Here is a 17195-nt window from a genome sequence, read left to right as displayed (position 1 = left end):
GATGGGCGCAGCCGAATTTCAGGCGGCCCGCCGGTCGGCCTCCTCGGCCGTGAGCGGTACCTGGGGCCCGTCGGCCTCGCGCAGCCAGCGGCGCAGGACGTGGTGCACCCGCTCGGCGCCGACCAGGTCCCGCCCCGCGTCGACGGGCGCGGACAGGCTCAGGGGCGACAGCAGGAACGGGTGGGCCTGGGCGCCGCCGAGGCCGCCGTGGGAGCCGATCTGCTCCTCGAAGGCGAGGACTTCGCCGGCGGCGGGGTCGTACCAGGAGTTGACCATGATGTCGGCGGTGTGCGGGAAGGAGTGCGTGCGGCGGACGGCGTCGGCGGCGCCGGGACCGAGGCCGGCCAGCGGGCCGGGTTCGTGGTCGAGCCGGTCCAGGGGGATCTCCGTGCCGTGCGCGCCGAGGACCAGACCGCCGTGCTCCTCGCTGCGCACCAGCAGGAAGGCGATGCCGGGGTGGTTGGCGAGGGTGGTGAGCAGGGCGGGGTGGCGGGCGTCGATCTCCTCGCGGGACATGCGGTGCGGCACGTCCGGGAAGGAGATCAGGCCGAGGTTGCCGGAGGCGAGCACGATCGGCTCCGACGCGCGGGAGGGGCGGTGGCGCTCGCCGTGCTCCTCGACGGGGCGGCGCAGGGCCGCGCGGACGGCCGCGCGGGCCTCGGTGCCGGTCGGGTTCTCCCCCGGGCGGACGAAGCCGAGGGCGCGGGGCAGGGTGCGCTCGGCAGCGCGCGGCAGGCGCAGTCCGCAGCCGGCGCGGACCAGGTCGCCGAGGGTGAGGCCGAAGCGGGCGCGGAAGGTCTCGCCGGGGCTCTGGCCGTGGTCGGACAGGACGACGATCCGGTAGGGGCGCGGGGCGTGTTCGGCGACCTTCTCGATCAGGGCGAGGCACCGGTCCAGGCGTCGCAGCACCTGCTCGGTGTCCCGGCCCCGGGGTCCGGAGTGGTGGGCCACCTCGTCGTAGGCGACGAGGTCGGCGTAGACGGCGGTGCGGCCGGCCAGCAGGTCGCCCATCACCGCGGCGACGACGACGTCCCGCTCGACGACGGTCGCGAAGGCGCGGACGAGGGGGTACAGGCCGCCGCGGCTGACGCGCGGGCGCTGCCCGCGCATCCGGGCGCGGGTGGACTGGCCGAGCTCGCGGCCGGCCTCGGCGACGAAGGACAGGGCGGTGCGGACGGCGTTGGCGGGGTCGGAGAAGTAGGCGAAGTAGCCGGCCCGGGAGCGGTTCTCGCGGCCCCGGCGGCGGGTGGCGATGGACAGGACGAGGGCCTGCTCGTCGGCGCCGCCGCTGAACAGGTTGCCGCGGCTGGCGCCGTCGAGGGTGAGCAGTCCGCCGTCGCCGGTGTGCGCGACGGCGCGGCGCTGCAGTTCGGCCGCGCTCGTCGGCCGGTTGCACACCATCACCTCGCGGCTGTCCTTCTCGTACCAGCGGAAGGCCGGTACGTCGAAGGTGCAGCCGTGCAGGATGCCGAGCTGGCTGGCGCCGGTCTGGCTGGACCAGTCGGTGCGCCAGGGGGTGAGCCGGTGGCTGGGCCGCTGCCCGTCGCCGGCGGCGAGCCAGCGGCCGACGGTCGGCATGAGGCCGCCGCCGACGGCCTCGGTCAGGACGTCGTGGCCGACGCCGTCGAGCTGGATGAAGACGGTGCCGGGGGCGCTCGGGCAGGGCGGGTGGGCCCGGCGGCGGCGGTCGGCGAGCCGGTAGAGCCTGCGCCGGTAGGCGTCGTCGTCGCGGACGGCGAGGGCGCCGCCGGTGGCGGAGGCGACGGCGGACATCACGGCGGCCACGATGACGGCGGTGTCGGGGGCGGCCTCGCTGCTGCCGGAGGGGTTGATGCGCAGGGCGACGAGGAGCAGGGAGCCGTTGAGGAAGAAGACCAGCAGGCCGAGCACGAGCGCGGGCACGAGCAGCAGCAGCCGTACGAGAAGGGGCCAGACGACGGCCGAGAGCACACCGAAGGCGCCGGCGCCGAGGGCGGCGGTGACGGCGATCCGGGTGGCGCTGTCGCCGTCGGCGGACTGGAGCTGGAAGTCGGGCAGGAGCCCGGCGAGCACCAGCATGGTGACCGTGGAGACCGCCCACACGGTGATGCTCCGCCCGACCTGACTGGCGATCCGCCGCCACCGCCCCCCGCCACGCACGCCCCGCACTCCTCACGTCCCGGCCCCTCGCCGCCGCGGGCCCGGGTCCCACCTTGTCATACCGGGGGCGCGGGACCGGGGGGACTAACGCCCGTCGTAGCCGGCCGTGGGCATGGACAGGCGGCGGTGTACGCGGGCCTTCATCTGGGCGTCGTACAGGGGTTCCGCGCGGCCGACCGTCTCTACGCGCACGCCGCGCCGCGCACACTCCTCGGTGAACTCCTCGACGGAGGACAGCGCGCTCTCCAGCACCCGGCGGCTGGGAGCCACGAACAGGTCCACCCCGGGCCGCACCCCGTCCCACAGCACGCAGTGGTCCGGCCGCAGGCCGCGCACCAGGAGCTCGCGCGCGACGACGTATCCGTGCTCGGCGGCCCAGCGCTCGCACATCGCGTGCTGGCTGCGGGAATCGACCAGGAAGGGATCGGCCTCCAGTTCCTCCAACGGCGTCAGACTCGCGATCGCCGTCACACGGACCGGTCCCATGGCGTCCCCCTCACCTCCGGGTTTCGCCGCCGACCCTACTCCTGCCCGTAGGCTTCGGGGAGTCGCGCGAAGGAGGCAAAGAGGTGCCGGTGGAGATCACCTGGTGGGGCCATGCCACCTGCACGATCGCGGACTCGAACATACGCGTGCTGACCGATCCTCTGTTCGCGCGCCGGCTCGCGCATCTCCGTCGCCGCCGGGGCGCGCTGCCCTCCCCCGAGGCCCGGCGCGCGGATCTCGCCCTCGTCTCCCACTTGCACGCCGATCACCTGCACCTGCCCTCGCTGGCCCGGCTCGCCCCGGGCACGCGCCTGCTCGTGCCCCGGGGCGCGCCACGTGCCGTACCGGGGCTGCGCCGGCTGACTCATCTGCGCCTGACCGAGATGGCGCCCGGCGACGAGACCGTGGTCGGGGACCTCGTCGTCCGGGCGGTGCCCGCCCGGCACGACGGGCGGCGGCTGCCCGTCGGCCCGCATCGCTCCCCCGCCCTGGGGTACGTCGTCACGGGCGAGGCGCGGACCTACTTCGCCGGGGACACCGGCCTGTTCGACGCCATGGCCGAGGAGGTGGGGCCGGTGGACGTGGCGCTGCTGCCGGTGGGCGGCTGGGGGCCGTACCTCGGTCCGGGGCATCTGGACGCGGGGCGGGCGGCGCAGGCGCTGGCCCGGCTGGCCCCGCGCAGCGCGGTGCCGGTGCACTACGGGACGTACTGGCCGATGGGCATGGACGCCGTGCGCCCCCATGAATTCCATGCGCCGGGCACCGAGTTCGTGCGCCTGTCGGGCGTCCTCGCGCCCGAGGTCGCGGTGCATCTGCTCGGGCACGGGCAGAGTGTGCGCCCGGAGGTCGCGCGGTGAGCTGGCTGGCCGCCACCGCGACGACCGTGCCGCCGGAGTCCACGCAGCAGGCGATCGGCTATCCGACGCTGTTCCTGCTGGTGCTGGTCGGGGCGCTGGTGCCGGTGGTGCCGACCGGGGCCCTGGTGAGTTCGGCGGCGGTGGTGGCGTTCCATCAGACGGCCCCGTTCGCGCTGGTGCTGGTGCTGGTGACGGCGTCACTGGCCGCGTTCCTCGGGGACGCGGCGCTGTATGTGCTGGGGCGGCGTGGGATGGGATCGAAGAACGGCTCGCGCTGGCTGGGGGCGATCCGGTCGCGGGCGCCCGAGGACCGGCTGGCCCAGGCGCAGGACAAGCTGGCCGAGCACGGTGTGGCGGTGCTGGTGCTGTCCCGGCTGGTTCCGGCGGGCCGCATCCCGGTGATGCTCGCCTGTCTGCTGGCGGACTGGCCGCTGCGCCGCTTCGCCCGCGGCAACCTGCCGGCCTGTGGGGCCTGGGCGTTGACGTACCAGATGATCGGCATCCTCGGCGGTTCGCTGTTCCCAAGGCCCTGGCAGGGCGTGGTCGCGGCGGTCGCGCTGACCGTACTGATCAGCGCGACGCCCAGCGTGTGGCGCAGGGTGCGCGGAACGGCGCGGGCCCTCGACTAGACCGGCTTACGGGCCCGCGACTGCGGCGGCTTGGAGGGGCGGATCAGGTCCGGGGTCAGGACGCGGGAGGCCCCGATCGGCAGGTCCCACAGGTTCTCGCGGTCCAGTCCCGCCTTCTCCCAGGCGACCCGCACCCGGGTGAGCGGTTCCAGGACCGGTTCGGCGGACAGCACGAACGTGCCCCAGTGCATGGGCGCCATCCGCCGCGCGCCGAGATCCCGTACGGCCCGGACCGCCTCCTCCGGGTCGCAGTGGACGTCGCTCAGCCACCAGCGCGGGTCGTAGGCGCCGATGGGGAGCAGGGCGAGGTCGATGCCGGGGTAACGGCGGCCGATGCGGGAGAACCAGTGCCCGTACCCCGTGTCCCCGGCGAAGTAGACGCGCTGCCGGTCGGGATCGGTGAGCACCCAGCCGCCCCAGAGGCTGTGGCAGGTGTCGGTGAGGGTGCGCTTGGACCAGTGGTGGGCGGGCACGAAGTCGAAGCGGACCCCGGACAGTTCGGCCGCCTCCCACCAGTCCAGCTCGGTGACCACGGTGAACCGGCGGCGCCGGAACCACCGGCCGAGTCCGGCGGGCACGAACACCGGTGTGTCGCGCGGGAGCAGGCGCAGCGTGGGGGCGTCCAGGTGGTCGTAGTGGTTGTGGCTGATGACGACGGCGTCCACGCGCGGGAGCGCGCCCCAGGCGACGCCCACGGGGGTGACCCGGGCCGGGGTGCCGAGGATCCGGCGGGACCAGACGGGGTCGGTGAGAACCGTGAGCCCGCCGATCCGGACCACCCAACTGGCGTGTCCCGCCCAGGTGACGGAGATCGTGCGGCTGTCGACCCGGGGCACCGGGCCGGGTTCGAAGGGCAGCAGCGGGATGTCGGCGAGCCCCTCGGGTCCGGGCCGCACGGAGCCCTCACGGGCGAACCGGGCGAGGGCCTTGAGGCCGGGCAGCGGGGCGGTCAGCCGGTCGTGGAACGTCCGCGGCCACACCCGGTGTTCACCCAGCGGCCGGGGTTCGGCGAGCGGCGGGGACGGGGGCGCGAGGGGGGTACGGGCCGGGGCCTCGTCGGCCTTGCCGGTCCGGGGGGTCAGGGGGGCGGTGGTGGTTGTGGGTGCGGTGGTGGTCCTAGCGGCCATCGTGGTCATGGCGTCGGTCGTGGCCGCGGTGACCGTCGTCGTCGCCGTGACGGTGATGGCTGTGGTCGTAGGGACGGTGGCGGTCGTGGGGGTGGTCCCGAACTGCTGCGTCTGCTGCGTCATCGAGGAGGCTCCCGTCGCTGAGCGTCGTCGCGGAGATCGTCGAAGACCGACCTCAGGGTGACCAACGCGCGTTGCACGTGTGGCAGTTCCAACGGTGAGGGTGACGTGAGGCATTCCGTGCGTTCCTCGTCCGTACCGCTCAGCAGTGGACCCGTGGCGAGCCGCACGCGCAGCTCCCCGAGGTCGTCGCCGAAACGGTGGCCACCGGGCGCGGGCATGCCGAGCCGGGCGGTGAGGAAGTCCTCCAACTCCTGGGCGTCGCTGACGTCGTGCGCGCCGAGCGCGGAACGCAGCGGGCCGAGGTCGACGTACAGATGACGCCCCGCCTGCGGCGGCCGGGACAGGGCACCGGCCGCGACGACGGCGGCGTGCGCGGCGGCGGCCACGCGCGCGTGCAGGCGTACGGCCAGGTCGCGGCGGTGGACGACCGGCTCGGGTTCGCCGAGCGCGTAGGCGGCGGCCGCCGCGACCGGTTCGGCGACGCGCGCCCCCAGTGCGGTGAGCACGTCGAGCACGCGCGCGTGCAGCGCCTCCCCGGTGGCGCTCGCGGGGAAGCGGGCGACGGCGGCGGGCCAGCCCGGCGGCAGCGACGCGCCGGCCAGGTCGGTGACGACGGTGACGCGTTCGGGGAGCATCTCGGCGGGGCTCAGCAGCACCGTGCCGTGCGGGTCGTGCAGGGTGTCGCGCCAGGTCTCGTCGCTGACCAGGTGCAGCCCCTCGCCCTCGGCCGCCTCGACGGTCTCGTGCAGCAGTTCGGGCGGGGCGACGGTGGCGGTCGGGTCGTCGGCCACGGACAGCACGAGCAGCCGCGGGTCGCCGCCTTCGGCACGGACCCGGCGGACGGTCTCCAGAAGGGCGTACGGGTCCGGGACGCCGCCGGACTCGGCCGGTGTCGGCACGTGGAAGGACGGCCGGCCCAACAGGCGTGCGTACGGCGCCCACCAGGCGGCGCAGGGGCGGGGCACCAGGACGTCGCCGCCGAGCGCGGCGGTCAGGGCGAGCAGCAGGGACGGGGTGCCGGGGCCGGCCGCCACGCGGTCCGGTTCGGCGGTCAGTCCGCGTCGCGCCCAGTAGGCGCGGGCCGCGTCGAGCAGCGCGGGGCCGCCACCGACGGGCTGTTGGCCGGCACGGCCCGCGGCGGCGGCGAGCACGGCGGACAGTTCGGGGAGCACGGGCAGTCCGTCGCCGGGCAGGGGTGGCCCGTAGCGGACGGGGCCGTGCCCCTCGGGGGCACGGTCGTCGGAGCGGTCGCCGGGGCGACCGTGGGGGTCCGTCCGCCGCATGTCAGCCTCCGCGCAGTCCGTGGGGTTCCGTGTCCTGTCCCGGTCGGGTCCGTGTTCTGTCGTCGGCTGCTCCGTGCGTCGGCTCCGTCGTACCCGGTGTCGCGCCGTTCCATGGGCGGTGCGCGCGGGACGTCAGCCGTCTCCGGCCGACCTGCGGTACCAGAGCCGGTGTACGGCGGCACCGGCCGCGCCCGCGATCAGCAGACCGCCGAGGACCAGCGCCGGGACGGACCCGTTGAACGCACCCCCCTCACCAGCCTCCACACCGTGCTCGACGGTGGCCTGTCCGCAGCTGGAGCCGGGCCGGGGCTCGGCACAGTCACGGCCGTCACCACAGGATGCACCCCGGGAGTCGTCACACGCCCCGCCCTCGTCCCCGTACGACTGCGACGCGCCGCTGTCCCGGCCCCCACCGCTCTCCCGGCCCCCACCCGTCTCGGTGGCATCACCGGTCCCCCGGTCGCCGCCCTCCCCGCCCTGGCTCTCCCGGGCACCGCTCTCCCGACCGGTGCCGGTGCCGGTGCCGGTGCCGTCCAGGCCATCGGCGGGCGGCTGCGACACACCGCCGCCCTCCCGCCCGTCACCGAGCAGCTCCGGCACACCGCTCTCCCGACCGTCGGGGAGCAACTCCGGCAGGCCGGTCTCCTGCCCGTCCATGAGCGGCAGCGGCACACCGCTGTCCCGACCGTCGGGCAGCGACTGCGGCGCCGCACTCGCGCCGCCGTCGGCCAGAGGCGCCGGCCGGGCGCTCTTCTGATCGTCGCCGCACGCCCCGGACGCACCGCTCTCCGCACCCGCACCCGCACCCGCACCCGCACCCGCACCGACGGTGTCCGGCGCGGTCCCGGCGATCCCGAGGGTCCCGTCGGTCGCCGCACAGGTCTCGGACACGGTGACGCTGCCGCCCGGCCGTTCGCTGCCTGGGCCCACCCGCGCGGTGGGGACCGCGGCCGCGGCCGGTACGGCGGTGCCGAGGCCGACGGCCAGGACGGATATGACGAGGGCGCGAGCGGTGCGTCGCATGGACGGGCTCCTCAGACGGACGGCTGCGGGAGCACGAGGTCGTGCCCCCGCAGCCATCACAGCCCGCCGCGCCGCCCCTCGCGCGCGGCCGGGCCCCATTCGCGCGAACGCGAACGGCCTATCGGGTGACGTCCGGGACGCTCACGGCACCGCGACTCCTGCGCCGCGTGCCCTACGCGACGTCCCCTACGCCGCGTCCCGCATCACCTGCTCGCGCAGCCGGTCGCAGCAACGGTTGATCAGCCGGGACACGTGCATCTGCGAGACGCCGAGCTGTTCAGCGATCCGGCTCTGCGTCATGTCGTCGAAGAACCGCAGGTAGAGGATGGCCCGCTCGCGCTCGGGCAGCGCGGCCAGCCGGGGGATGACGGCCTCCCGGTCCACGACCGTGTCGAGGGCCGGATCGGGCCCGCCGAGTGTGTCGCCCAGCGAGTGGCCGTCGTCGCCGCCGGGCAGCTCCGCGTCCAGGGAGAGCGCGGTGAAGCTCTCCAGCGCCTCCAGGCCGACCCGGACGTCCTCCTCGCTCAGCCTCGCCAGCTCGGCGATCTCCGCGACGGTGGGCCGTCGCCCGGGCACGGTCTGCGACAGGTCCTGGCAGGCGATCCGCACCCGGTTGCGCAGTTCCTGGACCCGGCGCGGCACGTGCAGGGTCCACAGGTGGTCGCGGAAGTGCCGCTTGATCTCGCCGCTGACGGTGGGCACCGCGTAGCTCTCGAAGGCGTGGCCGCGCCCGGGGTCGTACCGGTCGACGGCCTTGACCAGACCGAGGGCGGCGACCTGGCGCAGGTCGTCGAAGTTCTCGCCGCGGCCGCGGAAGCGTCCCGCGAGCCGTTCGGCCATGGGCAGCCAGGCCTCGACGATCTCGCCGCGCAGCGCGTCGCGTTCCGGTCCCGGCGCGAGCGCGGCCAGCCTGCGGAAGGCCCCCGCGGTGTCGGGCGCGTCGTCGTGCGGGTGCCTGGTGCTCGCTCGTTTCGGCATGTGTCTGGCAACTCCCCTGGAGGTGCTCGATTCGACGGTCACCGTGGGAGTGCGTCCGCGTGCCGGACGGATGCACCCGGGGCGACGGATCACCGCTCCCACGGGTGTGCCTCCGGTCCGAAGCACTGCCGGTGCGCCTGCCCGCCGCCTTCGGGCACAAACACGAGTCTGCGCGGTGAGCGTTTTCCGGGAGCGGGGCCGGGCACGATCCCCCTGCTTCGGTGGACGGTGCGGGAGTTCCCGCCGGGGCGGGAGAGGGAGTAGCCTGCCGACCGGCATATCACGCCGTAACGGGACAAAAGACCCCTGATTCAGCCGCCAAACTTGGATAACTCGTTTTCTTGAATCATTCGGGTTTGGGGCGGTAGGTTGGCGCCATGACCGCATCCCCGACTCCGACCACCGCCGAGGAGCTGCGCGGTGCCGGCCTGCGGGTGACGGCCGCACGCGTCGCACTGCTGGAGACCGTCCGGCACGGTGATCACCTCGGTGTCGAGGCCATCGCCTCCGGCGTGCGCGAGCGCGTGGGCCACGTCTCGCTCCAAGCCGTGTACGAGGCCCTGCACGCACTGACCGCCGCGGGGCTCATACGCCGCATCGAGCCGGCCGGCAGCCCGGCCCGGTTCGAGGGACGCGTCGGCGACAACCACCACCACGTCGTGTGCCGCTCGTGCGGTGTCGTCGCCGACGTGGACTGTGCCGTCGGTGACGCGCCCTGTCTCACCGCGTCCGACGACCGCGGCTTCTCGATCGACGAGGCCGAGGTCGTCTACTGGGGCGTCTGCCCCGACTGCTCCACCCCTCGCAGTGCTTGACCTTCGCAGTTCTTGAGCAAAGTGATCCACCTGATCCGGAAGGATTCCCATGGCTGAGAACCCTGATGCAATCGTCACCGACGCCAAGGCGGAGGGCACCGGTGGCTGCCCCGTCGCACATGGGCGCGCCCCGCACCCGACCCAGGGTGGCGGCAACCGCCAGTGGTGGCCGGAGCGGCTCAACCTGAAGATCCTTGCCAAGAACCCCGCCGTGGCCAATCCCCTCGGCGAGGAGTTCGACTACGCGGAGGCGTTCCGGTCCCTCGACCTGCCGGCCGTGAAGCAGGACATCGCCGAGGTGCTGACCACCTCGCAGGACTGGTGGCCCGCCGACTTCGGCCACTACGGCCCGTTCATGATCCGGATGGCGTGGCACAGCGCGGGCACCTACCGCATCAGCGACGGCCGCGGCGGCGCGGGCGCCGGCCAGCAGCGCTTCGCCCCGCTCAACAGCTGGCCCGACAACGGCAACCTCGACAAGGCCCGCCGTCTGCTGTGGCCGGTCAAGAAGAAGTACGGCAAGAACCTGTCGTGGGCCGACCTCATGATCCTCGCCGGCAACGTCGCCCTGGAGACGATGGGCTTCGAGACCTTCGGCTTCGCCGGTGGCCGCGAGGACGTGTGGGAGTCCGAGGAGGACGTGTACTGGGGTCCCGAGACCACCTGGCTCGACGACCAGCGCTACACCGGTGACCGCGAGCTGGAGAACCCGCTCGGCGCGGTCCAGATGGGCCTCATCTACGTCAACCCGGAGGGTCCGAACGGCAACCCGGACCCGATCGCGGCGGCGCGCGACATCCGTGAGACGTTCCGCCGGATGGCGATGAACGACGAGGAGACGGTCGCCCTGATCGCGGGCGGTCACACGTTCGGCAAGACCCACGGCGCGGGTCCGGCGGACCACGTCGGCCCGGACCCCGAGGCCGCCCCGATCGAGGAGCAGGGCCTCGGCTGGCGCAGCACGTACGGCACCGGCAAGGGCGCGGACGCCATCACGTCCGGCCTGGAGGTCACCTGGACCCCCACGCCCACCCAGTGGGGCAACGACTTCTTCGACATCCTGTTCGGCTACGAGTGGGAGCTGACCCAGAGCCCCGCCGGCGCCAACCAGTGGAAGCCGAAGGACGGCGCGGGCGAGGGCACCGTCCCGCACGCCCACGACTCCTCGAAGAAGATCGCCCCGTCGATGCTCACGACGGACCTGTCGCTGCGCTTCGACCCGATCTACGAGCCGATCGCCCGCCGCTTCCACGAGCACCCCGACCAGTTCGCGGACGCCTTCGCGCGTGCCTGGTACAAGCTGACGCACCGTGACATGGGTCCGAAGTCGCTCTACCTCGGCCCGGAGGTCCCGGAGGAGACCCTGCTGTGGCAGGACCCGCTGCCCGAGGCCGAGGGCGCGGCCCTCGACGCCGCGGACGTCGCGGCCCTGAAGGCCAAGCTCCTCGACTCGGGCCTGTCCGTCGCGCAGCTGGTCTCGACCGCGTGGGCGTCGGCCTCGACGTTCCGCGGCAGCGACAAGCGCGGCGGCGCCAACGGCGGCCGGGTCCGCCTGGAGCCGCAGCGCAGCTGGGAGGCCAACGACCCCGACGAGCTGGCCACGGTGCTGCGCACCCTGGAGGGCGTCAAGCGGGAGTTCGAGTCCGCCGGTGACAAGAAGGTCTCCCTGGCCGACCTGATCGTCCTCGGCGGCTCCGCGGCCGTGGAGAAGGCCGCCAAGGACGCCGGGTACGACGTCGAGGTGGCCTTCGCCCCGGGCCGTGTCGACGCGACGGACGAGCACACCGACGCCGAGTCGTTCGCGGCGCTGGAGCCGACCGCCGACGGGTTCCGCAACTACCTCGGCAAGGCCAACCGCCTGCCGGCCGAGTACCTGCTGCTGGACCGGGCGAACCTGCTGACCCTGAGCGCGCCCGAGCTGACCGTCCTGGTCGGCGGCCTGCGGGTGCTGGGCGCCAACCACAAGCAGTCGTCGCTGGGCGTGTTCACCGACACCCCCGGCAGGCTCACCAACGACTTCTTCGTCAACCTGCTCGACCTGGGCACGACGTGGAAGTCGACCTCCGAGGACCAGACCACGTTCGAGGGCCGTGACGCCTCCGGCAAGGTCAAGTGGACCGGCAGCCGTGCCGACCTCGTCTTCGGTTCGAACTCCGAGCTGCGCGCGCTCGCGGAGGTCTACGCGAGCGACGACGCGAAGGAGAAGTTCGTCACGGACTTCGTCGCGGCCTGGGTCAAGGTCATGAACCTGGACCGGTTCGACCTCGTCTGATCCCGGCGTCGGCCTGACGTTCCCGACGGTCCGGTCCGGGGCTGCCACCGCAGCCCCGGACCGGACCGTTCGTGTGTCGGCCCCCGGTCTTCGGGTACGCGGTGCGCATCCCGAATGATCTGGAGGGAGACATGCAGCGAGGCAGTGACCGGCTGAGCGTTCACCGGGACGACGAGATGAAGCACGAGCTCCAGGAACTGCTGCGGTCCGGGCACCCCACCCGCACCGAGGACTGGCAGGACCCGGAGCCCCCCGCCGACGACGACCCCCGCGTCTTTCGCGGTCCGGTGGTGGCGGGGCACTCCCGGATGTCGATTCTGGAGTCGGTACGGCTGGAGCTGGCGCGGCACCTGGGACGCACCGCCTTCCCGGCGGGGCCGGGCGAGCTGGCCGGCGTCCTGCGCCACGACAACGCGCCCGACGACCTGGTCGAGGCGGTACGACGGCTACCGCGCCACGCACGCTACGACAACATCCAGCAACTGGCCGAGACGGTGACGGCCGCCTCCTAGGGGGGTCGTTTGGATCAGGCCGGCTGTGACGAGCGGTGCGGTCTGGCCGACTCCGAGCGGGTCATGGGGGTGCCCCCTGTTCGAGCGAAGCCGAGAGCTTGGGGGAGCGTGCAGCTGCAAGGCGGAGGAGGGAGTCGACGAGAACTTGGGGGAGTCGGCGAGTGACGACAACGCGGCTGGGGGTCCCCCCTGCTCGAAGAGCTTGGGGGAGTGCGTGCCAGACCCCGCGACGCCGGGATGATCCAAACGACACCCCCCAGTCGCGACGGGATCGCCGCGACGGCGTCAGCACCGACGCCACCCGGCCGCCGCCACCAGCGCGGCGGCCGGATAGCCGCGCCCTGACACGGCGCACCCCCTCACCGACACGGAGAGGACGCCGAACACGATGCGCATCGCATTTCTCGCTGCGCAGGGCGCCGAACAGGTCGAGCTGACCGAACCGGTGGTGGGCGAGGCCGATGTCGTACGCGGGCGGCACCTGGGTCGACGAGCGGGTGACGGTGTGCGGGGCCGGTGCGCGTCGGCCTGACCCGTCGTGTCCGCTCAGGTGCCGGGAGTCACCGTCTCCGAACAGCTGCGCTCACGGGCACCGTCGCGGGTACGTCCCGCGACGACCAGGCGGCGCGGGTTGCGCCGCAGGAACTCTCCCTCCAACTGCGCCATGCGCTCGTTGTGCGTGCGCAGCGCGTCGTTCGAGCCGTACAGCAGGGTGTCGTGGCGCGTGCGGTGGATCGTCTCCAGCTCCTTCATGAGCTGCTGGTCGTCCAGACGGTCCGGGTCGACTCCGGTCATGGTGTGCCCCGCTCGTCGTGTTCGCTCTTCCGCCTCCACTGTACGAACATTCCGGCCCCCGGGCCCTCCGTGCGGCGCCTACCGCTCCCGTTCCACCCTGCGTTCGTCCCACACCGGCTCCGGCGTCTCGCGGACCCGGCCGTCACTGCCGAAGACCAGGTAACGGTCGAAGGAGCGGGCGAACCAGCGGTCGTGGGTGACCGCGAGGACCGTACCCTCGAAGGCCTCCAGGCCCTCCTGCAACGCCTCGGCCGACTCCAGGTCGAGGTTGTCGGTGGGCTCGTCCAGCAGCAGGGCCGTGACGCCCGCGAGCTCCAGGAGCAGGATCTGGAAACGGGCCTGCTGGCCTCCGGAGAGGCGCTCGAAGGTCTGTTCGGCCTGCTGGGTCAGCTCGTAGCGGCGCAGCCGGGACATCGCCGCCCCCCGGTCCTGCGCGTGCTCCTTCCACAGGATGTCCAGCAGGGTGCGCCCCTGAAGCTCCGGGTGCGCGTGCGTCTGCGCGAAGTGGCCGGGCACGACCCGCGCGCCGAGCTTCCACTGTCCCGTGTGCGCCACGTCGTCACCGGCGAGCAGGCGCAGGAAGTGCGACTTGCCGGACCCGTTGGAGCCGAGGACGGCGACCCGCTCCCCGTAGAAGACCTCCAGGTCGAAGGGCTTCATCAGGCCGGTCAGCCCAAGTCCCGTGCAGGTGACCGCCCTTACTCCGGTGCGGCCGCCCTTCAGGCGCATGGTGATGTCCTGCTCGCGCGGCGGCTCCGGCGGCGGCCCCGCCTCCTCGAACTTGCGCAGCCGGGTCTGCGCGGCCTGGTAGCGGGAGGCCAGCTCATGGCTGATGGAGGCCGCCTGGCGGAGATTGAGCACCAGCTTCTTCAGCTGGGCGTGCTTCTCGTCCCAGCGCCTGCGCAACTCCTCGAAGCGGGCGAAGCGTTCGCGCCGCGCCTCGTGGTACGTGGCGAATCCGCCGCCGTGCACCCAGGCGTCGGCGCCGGTGGGTGAGGGCTCGACGGAGACGATCCGCTCGGCGGCCCGGGCGAGGAGTTCGCGGTCGTGGGAGACGAAGAGCACCGTCTTGCGGGTCTCCTTCAGCCGCTCCTCCAGCCAGCGCTTGCCGGGCACGTCGAGGTAGTTGTCCGGCTCGTCGAGCAGCAGCACCTCGTCGGTGCCGCGCAGCAGCGCCTCCAGGACCAGCCGCTTCTGCTCGCCGCCGGAGAGCGTGCGCACCTGCCGCCACTGCGCCTTCTCGTAGGGCACGCCGAGCGCGGCCGTGGTGCACATGTCCCACAGGGTCTCGGCCTCGTAGCCGCGCGCCTCGGCCCAGTCGGCGAGGGCCTGCGCGTAGCGCAGCTGGGCGGCCTCGTCGTCGACGGTCATGATGCCGTGCTCGGCCTTGTCGACGGCCCGCGCGGCCTCCCGGATCCGGGGCGGCGCGACGGACACCAGCAGGTCGCGTACGGTCGTCTCGTCCCGTACGGACCCCACGAACTGGCGCATCACGCCCAGGCCGCCGCTCACGGTGACCGTGCCGCCGTGCGGCTTCAGCTCGCCGGAGATCAGCCGCAGCAGGGTGGTCTTGCCGGCGCCGTTGGGTCCGACGAGGGCCACCACGGCCCCTTCGCCCACCCGGAAGGACACGTCGCCGAGCAGCGCCCTCCCGTCGGGGAGGTAGTACTCGAGGTGCGCGGCTTCCAGATGTCCCATGGGGACGCATTCTGCGGGGCGCCCCCGACCTGCGGCAAACCGATATCCGGCTACTCGGCGTCCGGCCGTCCGGCCGCACCCGACGGCTGTACGCCGGCGTCCAGCGGCCGCCCCTGCACGTCCAGCGCCTCCCCGGCCGGCCCGCCCTCCCCGGCGGGGGCCACGGCCGCTCCCGCCCAGGACAGCGCCTTCCAGCCGTCGGACGGCGAGCCCTCCAGCACCACCACGCCGGTGTTCCGCAGCGGGTGGGCAGCGGCGAAGGGCACGTCCACGTTGTCGGCGCGGGCGGCGGTCCACATCCGGATCGCCGCGCCGTGGCTGACCATGGCGACGGTCCCGGCCCCGCTGTCGGCGGCCTCGGCGATCACGGCGTCGTACCGCCCCAGTGCCTGAGTGCCGGTCTCCCCGCCGGGCATCCGCAGCGCGGTGTCGCCGACCGCCCAGGCGAACGCCGTCCGCATGTACAGCCTGCCCTGCTCGGAGTCGCCGGGCGCCATCTCCAGGTCGCCGGCGGACAGCTCGCGGATGCCGTCCCGGACGAGCACGTCGAGCCCGCGGGCGGCGGCCAGCGGGGCGGCCGTCAGCTGCGTGCGGATCAGGGTGGAGGCGTAGACCGCCTCGATGTCCTCGTCGGCCAGCGCGGCCGGCAGGGCGGCGGCCTGCCGCTCGCCGAGCGGGGTCAGGCCGGTGCCGGGTACGGCGGTGTCCAGCACGTAGTCGACGTTGGCCAAAGTCTCGCCGTGGCGGACGAGGAGCAGGCGCATTCGGAGGTTCCTCTCACTCGATCGCACCGCCTACGCACAGAAAACGGCCACATCAGGGTACCCGCCCCGACATGAGCCCAGACGTCGACCTCACCGCCCCGAAACCCGGCCACCACGCCCTGCGCGACTGGCTGCTCTCGCTCGACAGCCGGTTGTTCGAGGTGGCCGCCGAGCGGAACTGGCCGGGCGCCGAGCCCGTACTGCCGCGGCTGAGCCGCAGCGCGAACCACGGTGTGCTGTGGTTCGCGACGGCCGCCGCGATGGCGGCGGTCCGCACCCCGCGCGCCCGCCGGGCCGCCGCCCGCGGCATCGCCTCCCTGAGCCTGGCCTCCCTGACCATCAACACCGTCGGCAAACGCTCGGTGCGCCGCCCCCGCCCGGTCCTGGACCCGGTGCCGGCGGTACGGCATCTGAAGCGGCAGCCGATCACCACGTCGTTCCCGTCCGGTCACGCCGCCTCGGCGGCCGCCTTCGTGACCGGGGTCGCGCTGGAGTCGCCGGCCTGGGGCGCGGCGGTGGCCCCGCTGGCGTTCTCGGTCGCCATGTCCCGCGTCTACACGGGCGTCCACTTCCCGAGCGACGTGCTCGCGGGCGCCGCGCTGGGCGCGGGTGCCGCGTTCGCCGTACGGGGGCTGGTGCCGACGCGCGCCCAGGTCACCCCGCCCGCCCGGCCGCGCGCCGTCGCGCCCGCGCTGCCCGACGGCGAGGGTCTGGTGTTCGTCACGAACCGGGCCGCGGGCACCGCCGACCGGGTGCGCGCGCTGCGCGCCGCGCTGCCCGGGGCGGAGATCGTCGAGGCGGAACCCGCGGACGTCAAGGCCGAGTTGGACAAGGCGGCGACGCGGGCGCGGGTGCTGGGGGTGTGCGGTGGCGACGGCACCGTGAACGCGGCCGCCGCGGCCGCCCTGCGCCACGGCCTGCCGCTGGCGGTGCTGCCCGGCGGAACGCTCAACCACTTCGCCTACGACCTGGGCGTGGAGGACGTACGTGCCCTCGCCGGGGCGGTCCGGCGGGGCGAGGCGGTGCGCGTGGACGTGGGCCGGTTCGCCTGCGGCGGCCGGGACGGCATCTTCCTCAACACCCTGAGCCTGGGCGTCTATCCGGAGCTGGTGCGGGAGCGGGACCGCTGGTCGCACCGGATCGGCGGCTGGCCCGCCGAGGTACGGGCGGCCGTGCGCGTGCTGCGCCGGGGCGAGCACCCCTTGGAGCTCGAACTCGGCGGCCGGAGGCACCCGTTGTGGCTGCTGTTCGTCGGCAACTGCACCTATCACCGCCTGGGCCTCGCCTCCGGCCGCCGACTGGACCTGGCCGACGGGCGGTTGGACGTACGGGTCGTGCACGGCGGCAAGGGGCCGGCGCTGCGGCTGCTCGCCGCCGCCGTCGCGGGCCCGCTGACCCGCTCCCCCGTGCACGCGGCGGTGCGGGTGGGCCGGCTGCGCCTGGCCGGTGTCGAGCCGGGCACGCCCCTGGCGTACGACGGTGAAGTCACCGAGGTCTCGGGCGAGGTGACGGTGGAGAAACTGCCCGAGGCGCTGACGGTCTACCGGCCGCTGCCCCGTGGCTGACGTCGCCGCCCGCCGGCTCCCCGGCCATTGTTGTCCACATCGTGAAACGCCGGTCTCATTATTCGACATGCGTGCGTAGGGTGGTGCGTACCGCAGGACGGGACCGCGGGCCCCGTGGACCGATGCGGG

15 protein-coding genes and 1 pseudogene are annotated in these 17195 nt (G+C 73.9%); 7 read left to right on the top strand and 9 right to left on the bottom strand.

Going from position 1 to position 17195, the window contains the following annotated elements; genetic code table 11:
• Positions 1-18: 18 nt before the first annotated feature.
• Positions 19-2139: a phage holin family protein gene (locus ACWGKT_RS26220; RefSeq protein ID WP_453275626.1), complete on the bottom strand. Its 2121-nt coding sequence runs from the start codon at positions 2137-2139 to the stop codon at positions 19-21.
• Positions 2140-2223: 84 nt separating this feature from the next.
• Complete coding sequence (locus tag ACWGKT_RS26215) at positions 2224-2625, bottom strand: hypothetical protein (RefSeq protein WP_235459908.1); 402 nt, start codon at positions 2623-2625, stop codon at positions 2224-2226.
• A gap of 83 nt (positions 2626-2708) precedes the next feature.
• Here ACWGKT_RS26215 and ACWGKT_RS26210 point away from each other — a divergent pair, with 83 nt between their 5' ends.
• Entirely contained in the window at positions 2709-3482 is a 774-nt protein-coding gene (locus ACWGKT_RS26210) for an MBL fold metallo-hydrolase (protein ID WP_453275625.1), read from the top strand.
• Complete coding sequence (locus tag ACWGKT_RS26205) at positions 3479-4111, top strand: DedA family protein (protein ID WP_453275624.1); 633 nt, start codon at positions 3479-3481, stop codon at positions 4109-4111. The genes ACWGKT_RS26210 and ACWGKT_RS26205 overlap by 4 nt, the downstream gene beginning before the upstream one ends.
• Here ACWGKT_RS26205 and ACWGKT_RS26200 read toward each other — a convergent pair.
• The 4 genes from ACWGKT_RS26200 to ACWGKT_RS26185 all read right to left on the bottom strand — a co-directional run bounded on the left by ACWGKT_RS26200 (position 4108) and on the right by ACWGKT_RS26185 (position 8645).
• Positions 4108-5361, bottom strand: a complete 1254-nt coding sequence (locus ACWGKT_RS26200; protein WP_453275623.1) for an MBL fold metallo-hydrolase — start codon at positions 5359-5361, stop codon at positions 4108-4110. The two genes, ACWGKT_RS26205 and ACWGKT_RS26200, sit on opposite strands and share 4 nt — an antisense overlap.
• The gene (locus tag ACWGKT_RS26195; RefSeq protein ID WP_453275622.1) at positions 5358-6644 is read right to left on the bottom strand and encodes an aminotransferase class I/II-fold pyridoxal phosphate-dependent enzyme; all 1287 of its coding nucleotides are present in this window, start codon (positions 6642-6644) and stop codon (positions 5358-5360) included. The genes ACWGKT_RS26200 and ACWGKT_RS26195 overlap by 4 nt, the downstream gene beginning before the upstream one ends.
• A 132-nt stretch (positions 6645-6776) precedes the next feature.
• Complete coding sequence (locus ACWGKT_RS26190; RefSeq protein WP_453275621.1) at positions 6777-7667, bottom strand: hypothetical protein; 891 nt, start codon at positions 7665-7667, stop codon at positions 6777-6779.
• A 186-nt stretch (positions 7668-7853) separates the two neighbouring features.
• Positions 7854-8645 carry an RNA polymerase sigma factor SigF gene (locus ACWGKT_RS26185; protein WP_453275620.1) on the bottom strand — a complete coding sequence of 264 codons (792 nt, stop codon included), beginning with the start codon at positions 8643-8645 and terminating at the stop codon, positions 7854-7856.
• A 377-nt stretch (positions 8646-9022) separates the two neighbouring features.
• Between ACWGKT_RS26185 and ACWGKT_RS26180 the strand changes: the two genes are divergently transcribed.
• From ACWGKT_RS26180 to ACWGKT_RS26165, 4 genes are all read left to right on the top strand, one after another.
• Positions 9023-9460, top strand: coding sequence for a Fur family transcriptional regulator (locus tag ACWGKT_RS26180; RefSeq protein WP_235457419.1), 438 nt, complete (start codon positions 9023-9025; stop codon positions 9458-9460).
• 49 nt (positions 9461-9509) lie between these two features.
• On the top strand, positions 9510-11732 hold the full coding sequence (gene katG, locus ACWGKT_RS26175) for a catalase/peroxidase HPI (RefSeq protein ID WP_453275619.1): 2223 nt from the start codon (positions 9510-9512) through the stop codon (positions 11730-11732).
• A 131-nt stretch (positions 11733-11863) separates the two neighbouring features.
• Positions 11864-12244, top strand: a complete 381-nt coding sequence (locus ACWGKT_RS26170; protein WP_453275618.1) for a DUF2795 domain-containing protein — start codon at positions 11864-11866, stop codon at positions 12242-12244.
• A gap of 388 nt (positions 12245-12632) precedes the next feature.
• Complete coding sequence (locus tag ACWGKT_RS26165; protein ID WP_453275617.1) at positions 12633-12776, top strand: hypothetical protein; 144 nt, start codon at positions 12633-12635, stop codon at positions 12774-12776.
• A gap of 14 nt (positions 12777-12790) precedes the next feature.
• Here the strand turns inward: ACWGKT_RS26165 and ACWGKT_RS26160 are convergent.
• The 3 genes and pseudogenes from ACWGKT_RS26160 to ACWGKT_RS26150 form a co-directional block, all read right to left on the bottom strand.
• A pseudogene (locus tag ACWGKT_RS26160) lies at positions 12791-13089 on the bottom strand (DUF6158 family protein).
• A 28-nt stretch (positions 13090-13117) separates the two neighbouring features.
• The gene (locus ACWGKT_RS26155) at positions 13118-14737 is read right to left on the bottom strand and encodes an ABC-F family ATP-binding cassette domain-containing protein (protein ID WP_453275616.1); all 1620 of its coding nucleotides are present in this window, start codon (positions 14735-14737) and stop codon (positions 13118-13120) included.
• Between the two features lie 50 nt (positions 14738-14787).
• Positions 14788-15501, bottom strand: coding sequence for a histidine phosphatase family protein (locus ACWGKT_RS26150; protein WP_453275615.1), 714 nt, complete (start codon positions 15499-15501; stop codon positions 14788-14790).
• A 71-nt stretch (positions 15502-15572) separates the two neighbouring features.
• On the opposite strand from ACWGKT_RS26150, the gene ACWGKT_RS26145 reads away from it, so the two are divergent.
• On the top strand, positions 15573-17066 hold the full coding sequence (locus ACWGKT_RS26145; RefSeq protein WP_453275614.1) for a phosphatase PAP2 family protein: 1494 nt from the start codon (positions 15573-15575) through the stop codon (positions 17064-17066).
• Positions 17067-17195: the final 129 nt, after the last annotated feature.

It is taken from the genome of Streptomyces sp. NPDC054794, from assembly GCF_053611585.1.
The sequence above is the reverse complement of the archived record's forward strand: the minus strand, read 5'-3'. Positions and strand labels throughout refer to the sequence as shown.